Source organism: Amycolatopsis sp. MEPSY49 (genome assembly GCF_051337345.1).
Taxonomy (GTDB): Bacteria; Actinomycetota; Actinomycetes; order Mycobacteriales; family Pseudonocardiaceae; genus Amycolatopsis.
In genome coordinates this window covers 339,710-358,320 of sequence record NZ_JBDLYJ010000006.1, presented here as the reverse complement: position 1 = coordinate 358,320, position 18,611 = coordinate 339,710, and the positions used below count along the sequence as shown (strand labels likewise).

17 protein-coding genes are annotated in these 18,611 nt (G+C 70.6%); 10 read left to right on the top strand and 7 right to left on the bottom strand.

Going from position 1 to position 18,611, the window contains the following annotated elements; all coding sequences use genetic code 11:
- Window positions 1-5: 5 nt before the first annotated feature.
- From kdpB to kdpF, 3 genes are read right to left on the bottom strand one after another with little or no spacing between them, the layout of a single operon-like run.
- Window positions 6-2,054, bottom strand: a complete 2,049-nt coding sequence (gene kdpB, locus ABFJ78_RS27775) for a potassium-transporting ATPase subunit KdpB (protein WP_436389541.1) — start codon at window positions 2,052-2,054, stop codon at window positions 6-8.
- Window positions 2,051-3,712, bottom strand: coding sequence for a potassium-transporting ATPase subunit KdpA (gene kdpA, locus ABFJ78_RS27770; RefSeq protein WP_436389540.1), 1,662 nt, complete (start codon window positions 3,710-3,712; stop codon window positions 2,051-2,053). Before kdpA ends, kdpB begins: the two co-directional genes overlap by 4 nt.
- Window positions 3,713-3,749: 37 nt before the next feature.
- Complete coding sequence (gene kdpF, locus ABFJ78_RS27765; protein WP_328443292.1) at window positions 3,750-3,851, bottom strand: K(+)-transporting ATPase subunit F; 102 nt, start codon at window positions 3,849-3,851, stop codon at window positions 3,750-3,752.
- Window positions 3,852-4,252: 401 nt separating this feature from the next.
- Between kdpF and asnB the strand changes: the two genes are divergently transcribed.
- Together asnB and ABFJ78_RS27755 are read left to right on the top strand one after the other, a co-directional pair.
- The gene (gene asnB / locus ABFJ78_RS27760) at window positions 4,253-6,094 is read left to right on the top strand and encodes an asparagine synthase (glutamine-hydrolyzing) (RefSeq protein WP_436389539.1); all 1,842 of its coding nucleotides are present in this window, start codon (window positions 4,253-4,255) and stop codon (window positions 6,092-6,094) included.
- A 46-nt stretch (window positions 6,095-6,140) separates the two neighbouring features.
- The gene (locus ABFJ78_RS27755; RefSeq protein WP_436389538.1) at window positions 6,141-6,443 is read left to right on the top strand and encodes a hypothetical protein; all 303 of its coding nucleotides are present in this window, start codon (window positions 6,141-6,143) and stop codon (window positions 6,441-6,443) included.
- Here ABFJ78_RS27755 and ABFJ78_RS27750 read toward each other — a convergent pair.
- The 3 genes from ABFJ78_RS27750 to ABFJ78_RS27740 are packed head-to-tail and all read right to left on the bottom strand — an operon-like array spanning window position 6,429 to window position 8,949.
- Window positions 6,429-6,902, bottom strand: coding sequence for a GNAT family N-acetyltransferase (locus ABFJ78_RS27750; protein ID WP_436389537.1), 474 nt, complete (start codon window positions 6,900-6,902; stop codon window positions 6,429-6,431). The genes ABFJ78_RS27755 and ABFJ78_RS27750 overlap by 15 nt on opposite strands.
- Window positions 6,903-6,934: 32 nt before the next feature.
- A complete protein-coding gene (locus ABFJ78_RS27745) occupies window positions 6,935-7,933 on the bottom strand; it encodes a Gfo/Idh/MocA family protein (RefSeq protein ID WP_436389536.1) in 999 nt (332 codons plus the stop codon).
- Window positions 7,930-8,949 carry a LacI family DNA-binding transcriptional regulator gene (locus ABFJ78_RS27740; protein WP_436389535.1) on the bottom strand — a complete coding sequence of 340 codons (1,020 nt, stop codon included), beginning with the start codon at window positions 8,947-8,949 and terminating at the stop codon, window positions 7,930-7,932. The genes ABFJ78_RS27745 and ABFJ78_RS27740 overlap by 4 nt, the downstream gene beginning before the upstream one ends.
- Before the next feature lie 114 nt (window positions 8,950-9,063).
- Between ABFJ78_RS27740 and ABFJ78_RS27735 the strand changes: the two genes are divergently transcribed.
- Genes ABFJ78_RS27735 through iolD form a run of 8 tightly spaced genes read left to right on the top strand, consistent with a single transcriptional unit; the run spans window position 9,064 to window position 17,200 of the window.
- A complete protein-coding gene (locus tag ABFJ78_RS27735) occupies window positions 9,064-9,942 on the top strand; it encodes a TIM barrel protein (protein ID WP_436389534.1) in 879 nt (292 codons plus the stop codon).
- Window positions 9,943-9,965: 23 nt separating this feature from the next.
- Entirely contained in the window at window positions 9,966-10,961 is a 996-nt protein-coding gene (locus ABFJ78_RS27730) for a sugar ABC transporter substrate-binding protein (RefSeq protein WP_372670562.1), read from the top strand.
- Window positions 10,958-12,001 (top strand): ABC transporter permease, encoded by a 1,044-nt coding sequence (locus tag ABFJ78_RS27725; RefSeq protein ID WP_436389533.1) that lies wholly within the window; start codon window positions 10,958-10,960, stop codon window positions 11,999-12,001. The genes ABFJ78_RS27730 and ABFJ78_RS27725 overlap by 4 nt, the downstream gene beginning before the upstream one ends.
- Entirely contained in the window at window positions 11,998-12,777 is a 780-nt protein-coding gene (locus tag ABFJ78_RS27720) for an ATP-binding cassette domain-containing protein (RefSeq protein ID WP_103337458.1), read from the top strand. The genes ABFJ78_RS27725 and ABFJ78_RS27720 overlap by 4 nt, the downstream gene beginning before the upstream one ends.
- Before the next feature lie 34 nt (window positions 12,778-12,811).
- A complete protein-coding gene (iolC, locus tag ABFJ78_RS27715) occupies window positions 12,812-13,741 on the top strand; it encodes a 5-dehydro-2-deoxygluconokinase (protein WP_436389532.1) in 930 nt (309 codons plus the stop codon).
- Window positions 13,738-14,481 carry a Cgl0159 family (beta/alpha)8-fold protein gene (locus ABFJ78_RS27710; protein ID WP_436389531.1) on the top strand — a complete coding sequence of 248 codons (744 nt, stop codon included), beginning with the start codon at window positions 13,738-13,740 and terminating at the stop codon, window positions 14,479-14,481. Before iolC ends, ABFJ78_RS27710 begins: the two co-directional genes overlap by 4 nt.
- Window positions 14,478-15,368: a 5-deoxy-glucuronate isomerase gene (gene iolB, locus ABFJ78_RS27705; RefSeq protein ID WP_436389530.1), complete on the top strand. Its 891-nt coding sequence runs from the start codon at window positions 14,478-14,480 to the stop codon at window positions 15,366-15,368. The genes ABFJ78_RS27710 and iolB overlap by 4 nt, the downstream gene beginning before the upstream one ends.
- A complete protein-coding gene (gene iolD, locus ABFJ78_RS27700) occupies window positions 15,365-17,200 on the top strand; it encodes a 3D-(3,5/4)-trihydroxycyclohexane-1,2-dione acylhydrolase (decyclizing) (RefSeq protein ID WP_436389529.1) in 1,836 nt (611 codons plus the stop codon). Before iolB ends, iolD begins: the two co-directional genes overlap by 4 nt.
- A gap of 33 nt (window positions 17,201-17,233) precedes the next feature.
- Here the strand turns inward: iolD and ABFJ78_RS27695 are convergent, their stop codons facing one another.
- On the bottom strand, window positions 17,234-18,610 hold the full coding sequence (locus tag ABFJ78_RS27695) for a cytochrome P450 (RefSeq protein ID WP_436389528.1): 1,377 nt from the start codon (window positions 18,608-18,610) through the stop codon (window positions 17,234-17,236).
- Window position 18,611: the final 1 nt, after the last annotated feature.

Sequence of the window (18,611 nt, the reverse complement as noted above, 5' to 3'; positions counted from 1 at the left end):
TCACTTCACCCAATTCCGGGGATGAGGCGCACGAGCAGGTCGATCAGCCAGATCCCGAGGAAGGGGCTGACGATCCCGCCGAGGCCGTAGACGAGCAGGTTGCGGCGCAGCAGGGCCGAGGCCGACGACGGCTTGTACCGCACGCCGCGCAGGGCCAGCGGGATGAGCACGACGATGATCAGCGCGTTGAAGATGACGGCCGACAGGATCGCCGACTTCGGCGTGGCCAGGTGCATGATGTTCAGCCCGCCCAGCTGGGCGTAGATGCCGGTGAACATCGCGGGCAGGATCGCGAAGTACTTGGCCAGGTCGTTGGCGACGCTGAACGTGGTCAGCGCGCCGCGGGTGATCAGCAGCTGCTTGCCGATCTCGACGATCTCGATCAGCTTCGTCGGGTCGCTGTCGAGGTCGACCATGTTCCCGGCTTCCTTGGCGGCCGAGGTGCCGGTGTTCATCGCGACGCCGACGTCGGCCTGCGCGAGGGCAGGGGCGTCGTTGGTGCCGTCGCCGGTCATCGCGACGAGCCGGCCGCCTTCCTGCTCCTTCTTGATGAGCGCCATCTTGTCTTCGGGCTTGGCTTCGGCGAGGAAGTCGTCGACGCCCGCGTCCGCGGCGATGGCCTTGGCGGTGAGCGGGTTGTCGCCGGTGATCATCACCGTCTTGATGCCCATCGCGCGCAGCTCCGCGAAACGCTCCTTCATGCCCGGCTTGACGACGTCGGACAGCCGGATCACGCCGCGCACCACGGTGTCCTCGGCGACGACCAGCGGGGTCCCGCCCTGGGCGCCGATCTCGTCGACGACGCGCTCGGTCTCGTCGGGGAAGTCGCCGCCGTTGTCGCGCACCCACGCGCGCACGGCACTGGCCGCGCCCTTGCGGATCCGCCGGTCGCCGATGTCGAGGCCGCTCATCCGGGTCTGGGCGGTGAACGGGACGAACTCGCCGGGTTCGTCCTGGGCCGCGTAGTCGGCCGTCAGCTCGACGACGCTGCGACCCTCGGGGGTCTCGTCGGCCAGGCTGGCCAGCCGGGCGGCGCGGGCCAGTTCGTCCGGTGTGGACGTTCCGACCGGGATCAGCTCGGTCGCCCGGCGGTTGCCGAAGGTGATGGTGCCGGTCTTGTCGAGCAGCAACGTCGAGACGTCACCCGCGGCTTCGACCGCGCGGCCGCTGGTCGCGAGAACGTTGCGCTGCACCAGGCGGTCCATGCCCGCGATGCCGATGGCGCTCAGCAGCGCGCCGATCGTCGTCGGGATGAGGCACACGAGCAGCGCGGTCAGCACGATCACCGACTGCTCGGACCCCGAGTAGCGGGCCATCGGCTGCAGCGCGACGACGGCGAGCAGGAAGATGATCGTCAACGTCGAGAGCAGGATCGTCAGCGCGATCTCGTTCGGCGTCTTCTGCCGCGAAGCGCCTTCCACCAACGCGATCATGCGGTCCACGAAGGACTCGCCCGGCTTGGTCGTGATCTTCACGACGATCCGGTCGCTCAGCACCGTCGTGCCGCCGGTGACCGCGCTGCGGTCGCCGCCGGACTCGCGGATGACCGGGGCGGACTCGCCGGTGATGGCCGACTCGTCGACGGTCGCGATGCCCTCGACGACGTCGCCGTCGCCCGGGATCACCTGGCCGGCCTCGACGACGACCAGGTCGCCGACCTTCAGCTCGACGCCCGGGACCTGCTCCTCCGAGCCGCTCGAGGTGAGGCGGCGGGCGACGGTCTCCTTCTTCGACCGCCGCAGTGATTCGGCTTGGGCCTTGCCGCGCCCTTCGGCGACGGCCTCGGCGAGGTTCGCGAACAGGACCGTGAACCAGAGCCAGACGGCGATCAGGATGGTGAACACGCTCGGGTCGGTGACCGCGAAGACCGTGGTGAGCGCGGAGCCCACCCACACCACGAACATCACCGGGTTGCCGAGCTGGTGCTTCGGGTTCAGCTTCCGGAACGCGTCCGGCAGCGACGTCCAGAGCTGGCGGGGGCTGAAGACGCCGGCGCCGACCCGGCTCGTGGGTTCGGCGGGGGTCACCTGGGGTCGTTCTTCGGTGACGGTCATGCGAGTGCCTCCGCGATGGGCCCGAGCGCGAGCGCCGGGATGAACGTGAGGGCCGCGACGAGCACCACCGTGCCGGTGAGCATGGTGGCGAACAGCGGTCCGGTGGTGGGCAGGGTGCCGGCGGTTTCCGGCACCTTGCGTTGCGCGGCCAGGGAACCGGCGAGGCAGAGCACGGCGAGGATCGGCACGAACCGGCCGATCGCCATGGCGACGCCGAACGAGGACTGGAACCAGTCGTTCGTAGCGGTCAGGCCGCCGAACGCGCTGCCGTTGTTGTTGCCGGTGGACGCGTAGCCGTAGAGGATCTCCGACAGGCCGTGCGCGCCGCCGTTGCCGAGCGCGCCCGCCGTGTCCGGGAGCAGCAGCGCGATGCCGGAGCCCAGGAGCACCACGGTCGGCATGGCCAGCATGGCGATGGCCGCGCAGGTGACCTCGCGCTTGCCGAGCTTCTTGCCCAGGTACTCCGGGGTGCGCCCGACCATCAGGCCGGCCAGGAACATCGCGATGATCGCCAGGACGAGGATGCCGTAGAGGCCGGTGCCGACGCCGCCGGGCGAGATCTCGCCGTAGAGCATGTTCAGCAGCGGGCCCCCGCCGCCGAGCCCCGAGAGACTGTCGTGGGCGCCGTTGACCGCGCCGGTCGACGTGCCGGTGGTGGTGTCGGCGAAGATCGACGTCAGGCCGATGCCGAACCGCTGTTCCTTGCCTTCCATGCTCGCGCCCGCGGCCAGCGCCGCCAGGTTGTTCGCGTGGGCTTCGGAGAACCAGATCAGGGCCAGCGAAGCCGCCCACAGCAGGCCCATCACGCCGAGCAGGACGTACCCCTGCTTGGGCTTGCCGACGAGCTTGCCGAACGCGCGGGTCAGGCTGACCGGGATCACCAGGATGAGGAACAGCTCGATCAGGTTGGTCCACGCGTTGGGGTTCTCGAACGGGTGCGCGGAGTTGGCGTTGAGGATGCCGCCGCCGTTGGTGCCCAGCTCCTTGATCGCCTCCTGGCTCGCCGCGGGGGCCAGGGCGATCGTGCTGGAGCTGCCGTCCGGGTTCGTCACGGCGACACCGGCCTTGAGGCTCTGCACTACGCCGAGCGCGACCAGCACGAGCGCGAACACGAACGCCATCGGCAGCAGGACGCGGACCGTGCCGCGCGTCAGGTCCACCCAGAAGTTGCCGAGGCGGTCGGTCTTCGCGCGGACGAACCCGCGCGTCACGGCGATGGCCACGGCCAGGCCGACGCCCGCCGACAGGAAGTTCTGCACGGTCAGCCCGGCCATCTGCACGAAGTGACCCATCGTCGTCTCGGGGACGTAGGACTGCCAGTTCGTGTTGGTGACGAAAGAAATCGCCGTGTTGAACGCGACGCCGGGGCTCACCGCGCCGCGGCCGAGGTTCCACGGCAGCAGCGGCTGCAGGCGCTGCAGCAGGTAGAGCAGGACGACCGAGACGAACGAGAAGCCGAGCACACCGGCGGCGTAGGTCGGCCACCGCTGTTCGGAGTCCGGGTCGACGCGGAAGAGCTTGTAGAGGCCCTTCTCGAGCTTCGTGTGCTTCTCGCTGGAGAAGACGCGCGCCAGGTAGTCGCCGAGCGGTTTGTAGACCGCGGCGAGGGCGGCGAGGAGGAGGCCGAGCTGGATGAGCCCGGCCGTCGTGTCAGTCATTCTTGCCCCTCCGCGGGGATGAGTACGTCGGGGCGCATCAGAATTTCTCCGGCCTGATCAAGGCGACGAACAGGTACACGAGGAGGCCCAGCGCCAGCAACCCGCCGACGATGTTGGCCACGGTGCCGGCGCCGCTCACAGCTTCTCCAGCCCGCGCAGCGCCAGTGCGAGCACCACGAAAATGCCGATCAGGAGAACGGCGTAGAGCAAGTCGGCCACAGGCACCTCTCAAGACGGGTCACCGGGTTCGGTGACCGGACGCCTTCACTGTGCGGCTCCGGGACGTCGTCCCGACCTGCGGCTGACGGCGCCTTGATGCGTTCCTGACACGCATTTACGCCGTCTTTATGGCAGGTGGCGGCCATCACGCAAACGTTTGCCGATTAATCACGCAATGCAGTTGGTTAGTGACTCGCGACACAACGCGTGACCGAACAAGTGCGGAACGTGCAATTCGGGCAGACAAGATCCACAGCCCGTGTTACACCTGTGTTACCGATAGTTGTATCGGCTAAGCAAAATTGGGAGAGGGGATCACCTATGTGCGGTATCGCCGGCTGGGTTTCCTACGACGCCGACCTCACCCGCCGCCAGGACGTGGTCGACGCGATGACCGCGACCATGTCCTGCCGCGGCCCGGACGACGAGGGCACCTGGGTGCGCCGCAACGTCGCGCTCGGCCACCGGCGGCTGGCCATCATCGACCTGCCCGGCGGCCGGCAGCCGATGTCGGTGCGCACGCCGAACGGCGAGGTCGCGATGGTCTACAGCGGTGAGGCCTACAACTTCACCGAGCTGAAGGACGAGCTGACGAAGCTCGGCCACAAGTGGGAGACCGACAGCGACACCGAGGTCGTGCTGCACGGCTACCTGCAGTGGGGCGACGAGGTCGTCGACCACCTCAACGGCATGTACGCCTTCGCGATCTGGGACGAGCGCGACGACCGGCTCGTGATGATCCGCGACCGGATGGGCATCAAGCCGTTCTACTACTACCCCACGCGCGACGGCGTGCTGTTCGGCTCCGAGCCGAAGGCCATCCTGGCGAACCCCCTCGCGAAGAAGGTCGTCGACCTCGACGGCTTCCGCGAGCTGGCCGGCTTCACCAAGCGGCCGGGCTGGTCGCTGTGGAAGGACATGGAAGAGGTCCAGCCGGGCACGATCGTCACCGTGTCCCGCGAGGGCATCAAGACCCGGACGTACTGGAAGCTGGACGCGAAGCGGCACACCGACGACCAGGAGACGACGGTCGCCCGCGTGCGCGAGCTGATGACCGACATCGTCAACCGCCAGCTCGTCGCCGACGTCCCGCGGTGCGTGCTGCTTTCCGGCGGGCTCGACTCCAGCGCCGTCACCGGCCTGGCCGCGGCCCGGCTGGCCGAGCAGGGCGAGCAGCTGCGGACGTTCTCGGTCGACTTCTTCGGCCAGGAGGAGAACTTCAAGCCGGACGAGATGCGCGACACCGCGGACTCGCCGTTCGTGCGGGACGTCGCTCAGCTGGTGAACTCCGCGCACGAAGACGTCATGCTCAACCCGGGCGACCTGACCGACCCCGAGGTCCGGCGCGCGGTGCTGCGGGCCCGGGACATCCCGGCCGGCCTCGGCGACATGGACACGTCGCTGTACCTGCTGTTCAAGGCGATCCGCGGCCAGTCGACGGTGGCCCTGTCGGGCGAGTCGGCCGACGAGGTGTTCGGCGGCTACCGCTGGTTCCACGACGAGAAGGCCGTCAACGCGGACACGTTCCCGTGGCTGGCGTTCCGCACGTCGATGATGGACGAGCGGGCGTCGCTGTACACGCCGGAGCTGGTGAAGAACCTCGACGTCGAGTCCTACGTCGCCGATCAGTACGCATCGGCCGTTTCCGCGGTCGAGCACCTGGACGGCGAGTCCGAGCGCGAGGCGCGGATGCGGACGATCTGCAACCTGCACCTGACCCGGTTCGTCCGGATGCTGCTGGACCGCAAGGACCGCGCGTCGATGGCGGTGGGCCTGGAGGTCCGCGTGCCGTTCTGCGACCACCGGCTGGTCGAGTACGTGTACAACACGCCGTGGTCGCTGAAGACGTTCGACGGGCGCGAGAAGAGCCTGCTGCGGCACGCCACCAAGCACGTCCTGCCGGAGTCGGTGGCCCAGCGGGTGAAGAGCCCGTACCCGTCGACGCAGGACCCGGGCTACGCGGCGGCGCTGCAGCAGCAGGTCAAGGAGGTGCTGGCCGAGCCGAAGCACGACGTGTTCGGCCTGGTGGACCGAGCGTGGGCGCACCGGGCGTCCGAAGTGGACCCGGCGACGATGGACCCGGCCATGCGCATCGGCCTCGACCGGGTGCTCGACCTGTACCACTGGATCGAGATGTACTCCCCCACGCTCGAACTGTCCTGACGTCGAGCTTGACTTCGAGTGCCCTTGAGGTGTGAGCCTGGGCGGCATGAAGGTGCTGCTGTTCGGCCGCAACCCGGCCACGGTCTCGAGGGTGACGGCGGCGCTGTCCGCGGCGGGTCTCGCCGCGGACGGCGTCGTTTCGGAAGAAGCGGTCTTGTCCCGGCTCGGTGTGGTGGACGCGCTGGTGCTGGGCGCGGGCGTGGTGGGCCCGCTGCGGGAGCGCGTCACGGCGGCGGCTCTGCGGCACGGGGTCGGGTGGGTGCAGGGGCCGCACATCCTGCCTTCGCGGGATGCGCTCGAGTACGTGCGGACGGAGATCCTGCCGCGCTTGCGGTCAGCGCAGCGGTAGTTCCGCGCGGACCTCTTCCCCCTCGGTGGTCAGCACCGCGCCCAGTCCGGTCAGCAGGGATCGGGCGCCGTGGTTGTTCGGCGTCGTCGCGGCGATGAACCTCGCCACCCCGGAGGTGCGCGCCTCGGCCACAAGCAGTCTCGTCACCTCGCGCCCGGCTCCCCGGCCGCGAGCACCGCGGCCGAGCCAGATGCCCGCCTCCACCGCGTCACCCCGGCGTTCCAGGCGGGCCGCTCCCACCGCGGTCCCGTCCACCTCGACGACCCAGGTCCGTTCGACCGCGGTCGCCGGGTCGAGCGAACGGCCGCGGTGGAAGTCCAGGAACGCCGCCCGGCGCGCGGCCGTCCACCCTGGCGGGCCCGCGACCGGCGGCATGACCTCCAGCGGATCGGCTCCGGCAACAGCGGCTTCGAGCAGCCGCGCGAGAGCGGGCTCGTCCAGCGGGGTCAACGTGATCACCTCACGAGTCTCCCCACTCCCGCGACCGAATTTCAGCGGCGGACCTCCGCCAGCTTCACCGGCCGCCGTTCGCGACGCGACACCTCGCACGCCTCCGCGATGTAGAACGCCTCCAACGCGTCCGCCGCGACGCACGGCGAAGGCGCCCGGCCTGCCACGACGTCCAGGAACGCCTTCAGCTCCGTCGTGTACGCCGGGCGGAACCGCTCCATGAACCCCGGGTACGCCGGCCCCGGCAGCGGCGCCACCCCCGGCTCCACCGAGCGCAGCGGCGCCCGGTCGTCCAGGCCGACCACCACCCCCGAGACCGAACCGAGCACGTCCAAGCGCACGTCGTAGCCCGCGCCGTTGTAGCGGGTCAGCGACACCGTCGCCAACGTTCCGTCGTCCAAGGTCAGCGTCGCCGCCGCCGTGTCGACGTCGCCCGCTTCCACGAAGAACCGCTCGCCGCGGTTCGCGCCGATCGCGTACACCTCCTCGACCTCGCGGCCGCTGACCCAGCGGATGATGTCGAAGTCGTGGACGCCGCAGTCGCGGAACAACCCGCCCGAGTGGGCGACGTACTCCGCCGGCGGCGGTGCCGGGTCGAACGTCGTCGCGCGCAGCGTGTGCAGCCAGCCCAGCTCGCCCGACTCCACCGCCGCTCGCGCCGCCGCGTAGCCCGCGTCGAAGCGGCGCTGGAAGCCGATCTGGACCGGGACGTCCGAGGCGTCGATGCGGTCGATCACCGCCAGCGTGCCCGGGATGTCCGCCGCCACCGGCTTCTCGCAGAACACCGGGAGGCCCGCGTCGACCGCCGCGATGATCAGGCCCGGGTGCGCGTCCGTGGCGGCCGTGACGACCAGGCCGTCGAGACCCGCGGTGAACAGGTCGTCGAGGGAAGCCGTCTCGACGCCCAGCTTCGCGGCGGCGGAAGCGGCCCGGGTGGCGTCGACGTCGGCCACCACGACCGACTCGACCTCCTCGAAGCCCTTCAGCGTCTCCGCGTGCGCGGTGCCGATCCGGCCGGTGCCCGCCAGTCCCAACCTCATCGTGGTGCTCCTCCTGTCGCAGAAACCTCGGAAGTGGTCGCGCGGACCACCAGTGACGGGTGCAGCAGGTGCCGGACCGGCTCCGTGCGCTCCCCGCGGACGCGCTCGATCAGCGCTTCGAAGGCCAGCCGCCCCATCTCGGTACGTGGCTGGTCCACTGTGGTCAGTGAGAGGTGCCGCAGCGCGGCCAGCGACGTGTTGTCGTAGCCGACGACCGAGACGTCTTCGGGCACGCGCAGCCCGGCTTCCTCCAGGGCCGAGATCGCCCCGACGGCGTTGAAGTCGTTGCCCGCCACCAGACCCGTGGGCAGGTCGGCGCGCGTGTACGTCGCCAGCAGCTCGCGGACGGCCTTCTCGCCACCGGTGTCGGTGTGCTCACTGCGCACCACGATCGGCTCCAGCCCGTGGCGCCGCATCGCCGACTGGAAGCCGCGCCGCCGCTGGGCCGCTCCGGCCGCGCCGCCGCCGTCCAGGTGCGCGATGCGCCGGTGCCCCAGGCCGACGAGGTGGTCGACGGCCAGCGCCGAGCCCGCTTCGCCGTCGTCGTTCACCGTGTCCACTGTGGACGAGCGGATCGTCCGCGAGACCAGCACCACCGGGCACTGCTTGGCCGCGAGCTGGATCGACGCCGCCGGGACGACCGGGGACAGCAGGATGATCCCCGCCGGGCGGAAGGAAAGCAGGTTGTGCAGGGCGTTCCACTCGCGCGCGGGACTGCGGCCGCCGGTGTTGAGGATCAGGTCGAACCCCGCGGCCTGCGCGGCCGCGTCCAGCCCCTCGACGACGTCGGCGAAGAAGGCGTTGCGCAGGTCGTTCACCATCACACCGAGCACAGTGGACGTCCGGCTGGCCAGCGACCGCGCCATCACGTGCGGCTGGTACCCGAGTTCTTCGGCCGCGCGCAGCACCGCCGCGCGCCGGGCTTCGGAGACCTTCGGTGAATTGTTCATCACCAGGGAGACCAGCGCGCGGGAAACCCCCGCCCGCGCGGCGACGTCCTCCATCGTCGGACGCATGCGGCACACCTCCCCTGATCACCGGAAACTCGGCCTTGACTTGGTGTGACGGACGCTACAAGATTAGAGCGCTCTAATCAATAGAGCGCTCCAACGGACCAACGGAGGCCCCTTGTGACAGCGACGATCCGCGTGGCCGGCGCCCCGATCTCCTGGGGTGTCTGCGAAGTCCCGGGCTGGGGCCGGGTCCTGGACGCGCCGGCCGTGCTCGGCGAGATGGCGGAGCTCGGCGTCCAGGCGACCGAGCTGGGCCCGCCCGGGTACCTCCCGCGCGACCCGGCCGAGCTGCGGGAGCTGCTCGGGCAGTACGACCTGACGCTCGTCGGCGGCTTCCTCGCCGTCGTCCTCCACACCGGCCAGGAGAACGCCCTCGAGGAAGCCGAAGAGTCGGCCGCGCTGTTCGCCGCGTGCGGCGGTGACGTCCTCGTGCTCGCCGCCGCCACCGGGCTCGACGGCTACGACGACCGGCCGAAGCTCACCGACGCCGAATGGGCGACGCTCGTCGACACCGCCGGCCAGATCCGGGACATCGCGGCCGCCCACGGCCTGCGCGCGGTGCTGCACCCGCACGTCGGCACGCACGTGGAGCAGCAGGCCGAGGTCGAACGGTTCCTCGCCGATTCCGATCTCGGCTTGTGCCTCGACACCGGGCACCTGATGATCGGCGGGACGGATCCGGTCGAGCTGGCGCAGCGGTATCCCGAACGGGTGGGGCACGTGCATCTCAAGGACGTCCGAGAAGACCTGGCGGCGGAAGTCCGCGCGGGGCGGCTCGGCTACACCGACGCGGTCGGGCGGGGCATCTACACCCCGCTCGGCGAGGGGGACGTGGACGTGGCGGCGATGGTGCGCTCCGTCCAGGCGGCGGGCTACGACGGCTGGTACGTCCTCGAACAGGACACCGCCCTCGGCACGGAGAGCCCCGACGACCTGCCCCGGCGGGACACCGAGCGCAGCCTGGCCCACCTCGCGAAGATCATCGACTCCCTGTAATCCCTGGTCCCAAAGGAGTGACTGTGTTCTCAATCAAGAAGCTGGCCGGTGTGGCGGCGCTCGCCGCCGCCGGGCTGGTCCTGTCCGCCTGCAGCGGGCCGAGCGCCGACAACTCGTCGAGCAGCAGCCCGAGCTCCCAGGCCGCGGCGCCGAGCACCGGCGGACCGCTGAAGGTCGCCGTCGTCACGCACGGCAGCGCCGGCGACGCCTTCTGGAACGTCGTGAAGAACGGCGCCGAGCAGGCGGGCAAGGACCTCGGCGTCGGCGTCGACTACTTCGCCGACGGCGACCCCGGCAACCAGGCCCGGCTGATCGACAACGCGGTCGCGCAGAAGGTCGGCGGCCTCGTCGTCTCGATGGCGAACCCGCAGGCGCTGCAGACGTCGATCCAGAACGCGGTCAAGGCCGGCATCCCGGTCATCACCATCAACTCCGGCGAGGACTTCAGCGCGCAGTACGGCGCGATCGCGCACGTCGGGCAGAGCGAGGGCCTCGCGGGCCAGGGCGCGGGCCAGCGGCTCAAGGCGGCGGGCAAGACGAAGCTGCTGTGCGTCATCCACGAGGCCGGCAACATCGGCCAGAACCAGCGCTGCGACGGCGCGAAGCAGGCCTTCGGCAACGTCTCCACGCTGCAGGTCGACATCTCCAACCCGACCGACGCGCAGGCCCGCATCCGCGGCGCGCTGCAGTCCGACCCGTCGATCGACGCGGTGCTGGCGCTGAACTCGCAGGTCGCGGCCCGCGCGGTCGACGCGGCCAAGGAGGCGAGCTCGAAGGCGCAGGTGGCGACGTTCGACCTCAACGCCGACGTCGTCGCGGCCATCAAGGCGGGCACGATCCTCTTCGCCGTCGACCAGCAGCAGTACGAGCAGGGCTACCTGCCGATCGTGTTCCTCAAGCTGTACAAGGAGAACGGCAACACCATCGGCGGCGGCCACCCGGTGCAGACCGGCCCCGGCTTCGTCGACAAGACCAACATCGACACCGTGGCCCCGTACGCGCAGCGCGGCACGCGATGACCGCAGCCATCCAGGCGCAACCGGACGAACGCGTCGCGCAGAAGAGCCTGGCCGACCGCCTGGTCGTCCGGCCCGAGATCGGCGCGCTCCTCGGCGCCGTCCTCGTGTTCGTCTTCTTCTCCGTGGTCACCGGCCAGTTCCTCAGCCCGCTGGGCGTGGCGACCTGGCTCGACGACTCGTCGACCCTGGGCATCATGGCCGTCGTGGTCGCGCTGCTCATGGTCGGCGGCGAGTTCGACCTCTCGGCCGGCGTCATGACGGCGTCGACGTCGCTGGTCACGGCCATCCTGGCGACACAGGCGGGCTGGAACGTCTGGCTCGCGCTGCTCGTGTCCTTGGCCTTCGCGCTCGGCGTCGGCGCGTTCAACGGCTGGCTGGTCATGAAGACCGGCCTGCCGAGCTTCATCGTCACGCTCGGGTCGTTCCTCGCCCTGCAGGGGCTCAACCTCGGCGTGACGCGCTGGGTGACCAACACCGTCCAGGTGTCGGGCATGCGCTCGACCAGCGGCTACGAGTCGGCGGGCGGCCTGTTCGCGTCGACGTTCGACATTGGCGGCACCGAGTTCCAGTCGTCGATCGTCTGGTGGATCGTCGTCACGGCGATCGCCGCGTGGCTGCTGGTGCGGACCCGGTTCGGCAACTGGATCTTCGCGGTCGGCGGGTCGCAGGTGTCGGCCCGCTCGGTCGGCGTGCCGGTGGTGCGCACGAAGATCCTGCTGTTCATGGGCACCGCGCTCGGCGCGTGGCTGGTCGGCTCGATCAACATCCTGCGCTTCGCGAGCGTGCAGGCGAACCAGGGCATCGGGCTGGAGTTCCAGTACATCATCGCGGCGGTGATCGGCGGCTGCCTGCTCACCGGCGGGTTCGGCTCGGCGGTGGGCGCGGCGATCGGCGCGCTGATCTTCGGCATGGCGCGCCAGGGCATCGTGTTCGCGCAGTGGAACAGCGACTGGTTCATGCTGTTCCTCGGCGTCATGCTGCTGGCCGCGGTCCTGGTGAACAACGCCTTCCGGCGTCGCGCGGAGAGGGTACGCCGATGAGCTTGCTCGAAGTGAAGGACATCGGGAAGACCTACGGCAGCGTGATCGCGCTGCGCGATGTGTCCACTGTGGTCAACGCCGGCGAGGTGACCTGCGTGCTCGGCGACAACGGCGCCGGGAAGTCCACGCTGATCAAGATCCTGGCCGGGGTGCACCAGCACGACCGCGGCGAGTTCCTCGTCGAGGGCGAGCCGGTGCGGTTCGCGTCCCCGCGCGAAGCCCTCGACCGCGGGATCGCGACCGTGTACCAGGACCTCGCCGTGGTGCCGCTGATGAGTGTCTGGCGGAACTTCTTCCTCGGTTCCGAGCCGACGACGGGTTTCGGCCCGTTCAAGATGCTCGACCGGAAGAAGGGCCGCGAGACGACCAAGAAGGCGTTGTCCGACATGGGCATCGATCTGCGGGACGTCGAGCAGCCGGTCGGGACGCTCTCCGGTGGCGAACGCCAGTGCGTCGCGATCGCGCGGGCGGTGTACTTCGGCGCGAAGGTGCTGATCCTCGACGAACCGACCGCCGCGCTCGGCGTCAAGCAGGCCGGGGTGGTGCTCAAGTACGTGGCGCAGGCCCGGGACCGCGGGCTCGGCGTCGTGCTGATCACGCACAACCCGCACCACGCCTATCCAGTGGCCGACCGGTTCCTGCTGCTCAAGCGGGGTGCCGCGCTCGGGCACTACGAGAAGTCCGAGATCGACATCGGCGAGCTGACCCGGCAGATGGCGGGCGGTGCGGAACTCGAAGCGCTCGAACACGAACTGCGGCAGGTGGAGAAGGCGTGAGGCCCGCCGACGCACTCTTCCCCGCGGAGGCGGCATGACCATCGAAGCGCTCACGATCGGCCGGGTCGGGGTGGACCTCTACCCCGAGCAGAGCGGCGTGCCGCTGGCCGGGGTCAGCACGTTCGCGAAGTCGCTCGGCGGGACCGCGACCAACGTCGCGGTCGCCGCCGCGCGGCTCGGCCGGTCGGCGGCGGTGCTGACCAAGGTCGGGCCGGACGGCTTCGGCGACTACGTCCGGCAGGCGCTCGACGGCTTCGGCGTCTCACCGGACTTCGTGGGCACTTCGCCGGACCTGCAGACGCCGGTGGTGTTCTGCGAGCTGAACCCGCCGGCGGACCCGCCGCTGCTGTTCTACCGCTCCCCCATCGCCCCCGACCTCACGCTCACCGACGAAGACGTGCCGTGGGACGTCGTCGAGTCGGTGCCACTGCTGTGGGTCACCGGCACGGGCGTCTCCGCCGAGCCCGCGCGAGGCACCCAGCGGAAGATCCTCGAGGCGCGGGGACGCCGTGAGCACACGGTCCTGGACCTCGACTACCGGCCGATGTTCTGGCCTGACGTCGAAAGCGCGCGAACCGAGATCGGCGGGATGCTCGACCACGTCACCGTCGCGGTCGGCAACCGCGCCGAAGTGGAGGTGGCCGTCGGCACTGCGGATCCCGACACCGCCGCCGACCGCTTGCTGGAGCGCGGGCTGCACTTGGCCGTGATCAAGAAGGGCGCCGAGGGCGTCCTGGTGGCGACGCCGGAGGGGCGGTCGACGGTGCCACCGCAACGCGTCGAGGTCGTCTGCGGGCTCGGTGCCGGCGACGGCTTCGGCGGCGCGCTGATCCACGGGCTGCTGTCCGGCTGGGACCCGGTGCGGATCGCCGAGTACGCGAACGCGGCGGGCGCGCTGGTGGCGTCGCGGCTGGCCTGCGCCGACGCCATGCCGACCGCCGGGGAGATCGAGGAGCTGCTGTGATCCTCACCGACGAGCGCTGGCGCGAACTCCTGCACACCCGGGCCACGAACCCGGGCGCGGTCCGGCAGGCGTACGCGACGCGCAAACGGCGTCCGCAGCTGCTGTCCGACCAGGGCACGCTGTTCCTGGTCGCGGCCGACCACCCGGCCCGCGGGGCGCCGGACCGGCGGGCACTGCTGGAGCGGCTCCTGGTCGCGCTCGAGAACCCGGCGGTCGACGGCGTCGTCGGCACCCCGGACGTCGTCGAGGAACTGCTCCTGCTCGGCGCCCTGCACGACAAAGTCGTCTTCGGATCGATGACCCGCGACGACCGGTTCACCGGCTACGACGCCCGGATGCTGATCGACTGCGGACTGGACGGCGGCGAGCTGCTGCTGCACCTGACCGGCCCGGCCCTGCAGGCCTGCGCCGACGCCGTCACCGAGCTGGCCGCGTACGGCCTGGTCGCCATGATCGAGCTGCAGGAGGACCCCGCATCGCTGGCACGGGCGGTCACGGTCGCGTCCGGCCTCGGGACGACGTCGGCGCACACCTGGCTGAAGCTGCCGCCGACGAGCTCGGCCGCCGTTCTGGACGCCACGACGCTGCCGGTGGTGCTGGGCGACCTGCCATCGGACTGGACGCTGTCGCACGGGGTAGTCCGCGGCCTGGTCATGGGCAGCCCCCTGCTCCACCCGCCCAGCGGATCCACCCGCGCTGCCGTCGAAGCCGCCGCGAAAGCACTGGAGGCCGCGAAGTGAGCAAGCTGCACCGTCCACTCGGGACACTGTCCGACGACACCGACCCGGTCCGGCTCACCCCGGACAGCGCGGGCTGGACCTACACCGGGCTGCGGGTGCTCTCCCTGGCCCCCGGCGAGGTCCGGGTGCTGCACACCGGCGAATTCGAGGCGTTCGTGCTGCCGCTGGCCGGATCCGCGACGGTCCGGGTCGACGGGGAGGTCTTCGAGCTGCGCGGCCGGGAGTCGGTGTTCACGCGCGTGACGGACTTCGCCTACGTTCCGCGCGACGCCGAAGTCGAGTTGTCGACAAAGGACGGTCTGCAGGTCGCGCTGCCGATGGCGCGCTGCACCCGCCGTCTCTCCCCGGCATACGGCCCCGCGGAGGACGTCCCGGTGGAGGTGCGCGGCGCCGGGCAGGCGACGCGGCAGGTGACCAACTTCGGCGTGCCCGGGGTGTGGGACCACGCCGACAAGCTCAACGCGTGCGAGCTGATCACGCCGGGCGGCAACTGGTCGTCGTACCCGCCGCACAAGCACGACGAGGCGACCGAATGCGAAGTCGTCAACGAGGAGATCTACTACTTCCGCGTCGCCGGCCGCGACGGCGTGACACCGTCCCGCGAAGGTTTCGGCCTGCACCGGACGTACACGACCGACGGCGACCTCGACGAGGACGTCGCCGTGCGCGACCACGACGTGTTCCTCATCCCGCGCGGGTACCACGGGCCGTGCGTGGCCGCGCCGGGCTATCCGATGTACTACCTGAACGTCCTGGCGGGACCGGCTGACGAGCGTTCCATGGCGTTCTGCGACGACCCCGCGCACGGCTGGGTCCGCGACACGTGGGCGTCGCAGGAGCTGGACCCGCGGTGCCCCGTCACGAGTCACGAAGGGCGTGTGCAGTGAAGCTGACGACGGCTCAGGCGCTGGTCCGCTGGATCCTCGCCCAGCGCTCGGAAACCCTCGACGGGCGCGAAGTCCCGCTCTTCCCCGGCGTCTTCGCGATCTTCGGCCACGGCAACGTCCTCGGCCTCGGGACGGCGTTGGAAGAACACCGCGCCGAGCTGCCAGTCTGGCGTGGGCACACCGAGCAGGGCATGGCGCTGGCCGCGGTCGGCTACGCGAAGGCCACGCACCGGCGGCAGGTCGGCGTCGTGACGTCGTCGATCGGGCCGGGCGCGCTCAACATGGTCACCGCCGCCGGCGTCGCGCACGCGAACCGGCTGCCGGTGCTCCTGCTGCCGGGCGACACGTTCAGCAACCGGGCGCCGGACCCGGTGCTGCAGCAGATCGAACCGTTCGGCGACGCGACCGCGACGGTGAACGACGCCTTCCGCGCGGTCTCGCGCTACTTCGACCGGGTCACCCGGCCCGAGCAGCTGATCTCGACGTTGCCGCAGGTCGCGCGGGTGCTCACGGACCCGGCGGAGAGCGGGCCGGTGGTCCTGGCGCTGCCGCAGGACGTCCAGGTGGAGACGTACGACTTCCCGGACGCGCTGTTCGAGCCGGTGACGCACCGGCCGCTGCGCCCGCGTCCGGACCGCCGTTCGGTCACCGAGGCGGCGAGCGTCCTGCGTGCTTCCCGGCGTCCCCTGCTGGTGCTCGGTGGCGGCGTCCGGTACTCCGGCGCCGGCCGGCGCGCTCTCGATTTCGCCGAGCGGCACGGGATTCCCCTCGTCGAGACGACCGCGGGGCGCACGCTGGTGCCGCATTCGCACCCGTTGCACGCGGGGCCGCTGGGCATCACGGGCTCGTCGTCGGCGAACGCCGTCGCGGCCGAGGCCGACGTCGTGCTGGCGGTCGGGACGCGGCTGCAGGACTTCACGACGGCGTCCTGGACGGTGTTCTCCCCCGACGTCCGCCTGGTCACGCTCAACGCGGCCCGGTTCGACGCGGTGAAGCACGGGGCGCTTTCCGTGGTCGGGGACGCGGACGCCGGGCTGACGGACCTGGCCGCCCAGCTGGAGAGCTGGCGCGTCGACCCGTCGTGGACTTCGCGGGCGTCAAGTGAACGGGCTGCCTGGGACGCGCACATCGACTCGCTGCGCGCTTCCGCTTCGGAGGTTCCGTCCTATGCCCAGGTCGTCGGGGTGGTGAACGACCTGTCGGCGGCGGACGACTACGTCATGACGGCGTCGGGCGGCCTGCCGGGCGAGCTGATCGGCGGCTGGCGCGGGTCGGGATCGCTGTCGATGGACGTCGAGTACGGGTTTTCCTGCATGGGCTACGAACTGGCGGGCGCGTGGGGCGCGGCGATCGCGTGGCCGGGGCTGGTCACGACGCTGCTCGGCGACGGCTCGTACCTGATGCTGAACTCGGAGCTGTTCTCGGCGGCTTTCGCGGGACACCCGTTCGTCGCGGTGGTGTGCGACAACGACGGTTACGCGGTGATCGCGCGGCTTCAGGAGGGTCAGGGCGGGAAGCCGTTCAACAACTTCTACGCCGACTGCACGACTTCGCACGCTTCGCCGCCACGCGTTGACTTCGCTCAGCACGCGGAGTCATTGGGCTGCGTGGTGTTCTCTGCGTCCACAGTGGACTCGCTACGGACGGCTTACGCGTCGGCCCGCGAGGCCGCCGTGGCCGAACGGCGACCGGCGGTGGTCGTGGTGAAGACGCAGCCGTCGACGTGGACCGAGGCCGGCGCGTGGTGGGAAGTGGGCGTGCCCGAGCACTTGGCCGGCCGGGACGGCTACGAACGAGGGAAGGCCGAGCAGGTGCGCTACCTCGGATCCTGACCCCGGCCGCGGGGGCGCCCCCCATTTTCCACTTTACCGGAGGGCACCGACATTTTCGGCCGCTGCCCGCACCCGCGGACGCAGTGTGAACCCGCTCGGCTTGAGCGTCAACGACTCGACGATCTTCAGTTCGTACGACGGATCGACCTCGAAGTCGTAGCGCTGCAAAACCATCCCCAGCGCCAGCACGGCTTCGTGCAGCGCGAACTGGCGGCCGATGCAAGCGCGCTCGCCCGTCCCGAACGGCTTGTACGCCTGCGCCGGCCGCTTCTTCACCGCGGCGGGCTCGAAGCGGTCCGGGTCGAACCGCTCCGGCTCCGGCCAGGCCGCCGGATCGCGGTGCACCAAGGGAAGCGGCACGATCACCCAGTCGCCCTTGCGCATCCGGTACTTCCCGCCGAGCACGACGTCTTCGCGTGCTTCGCGCGAGTAGCCGGGCGCGGTCGGCCAGAGCCGCATCGCCTCGTCCAGGCAGCGACGCACGTAACGCAGCTTCGCGACGTCCGCGAACGCCGGCTCGCGGTCGCCCCACACCGCGTCGACCTCCGCGCGCGCCTTCGCCAGCAGCTCCGGGTGGCGCGTCAGGTAGTACAACGCGAACGACAGCGCGCCGGACGTCGTCTCGTGGCCCGCGACGACGAACGTGATGGCCTGGTTGCGGACGTTCACCGGGTCCAGCCGCTCCCCCGTCACCGGGTGGCCTTCGGTGAGCATCAACTCCAGCAGGTTGTCCGAGCCGGCGCGGGCGTCGATGACCTCGTCGACCAGGTTCGTCATGGTCGCGATGTCGGCCCGGTTCTGCTCGGGCGTCCCGGCGAACGCGCGTCGCACGAACGGGAGCTTGACGTTCTGCAACTGCGCGTACCGCAGCGCGCGGATCATCGCCGTCACGAACGGGTGCGGCTCGGCGCGCTCGAACGAGCCGAACCGGTAGCCGAAGCCGGCTCGGCCGATCGTCTCCAGGGTCAGCCGGGTCATGTCGGCGGCGACGTCGACCGGGCCGTCCGCCGCGTCCCAGGCCGCGGTCAGCTCGCGGGCGACGTCGAGCATCACCGGGTGGTAGCGGCGCATCGCCTCGGCGGAGAACGCGGGCTGCAGGATGTCGTGGGCCAGCCGCCAGTTCGGCTCGTGCGTGTGGGCGGTGAACAGCCCGTCGCCGGCGACCGCGCGGAGGTTCTCGATGCCCAGGCCGACGTGCTTGCCGAACTTCGTCTCGTCGTTCAGCTCGGTGACCAGGTCGACGCCGCCGACGAAGACGATCTCGAAGCCGAAGATCTTGCGCGTGAAGATCGGGCCGAGGCGCCGGCCGATGCGCAGGGTGTCCTGCAGCGGCGTACGCGGGTTGGCGCCGATCAGGTCGCCGAGCACCGGCAGGCGGCCCGGCCGGTGCGGAATCCCGGTGGTGTCCACG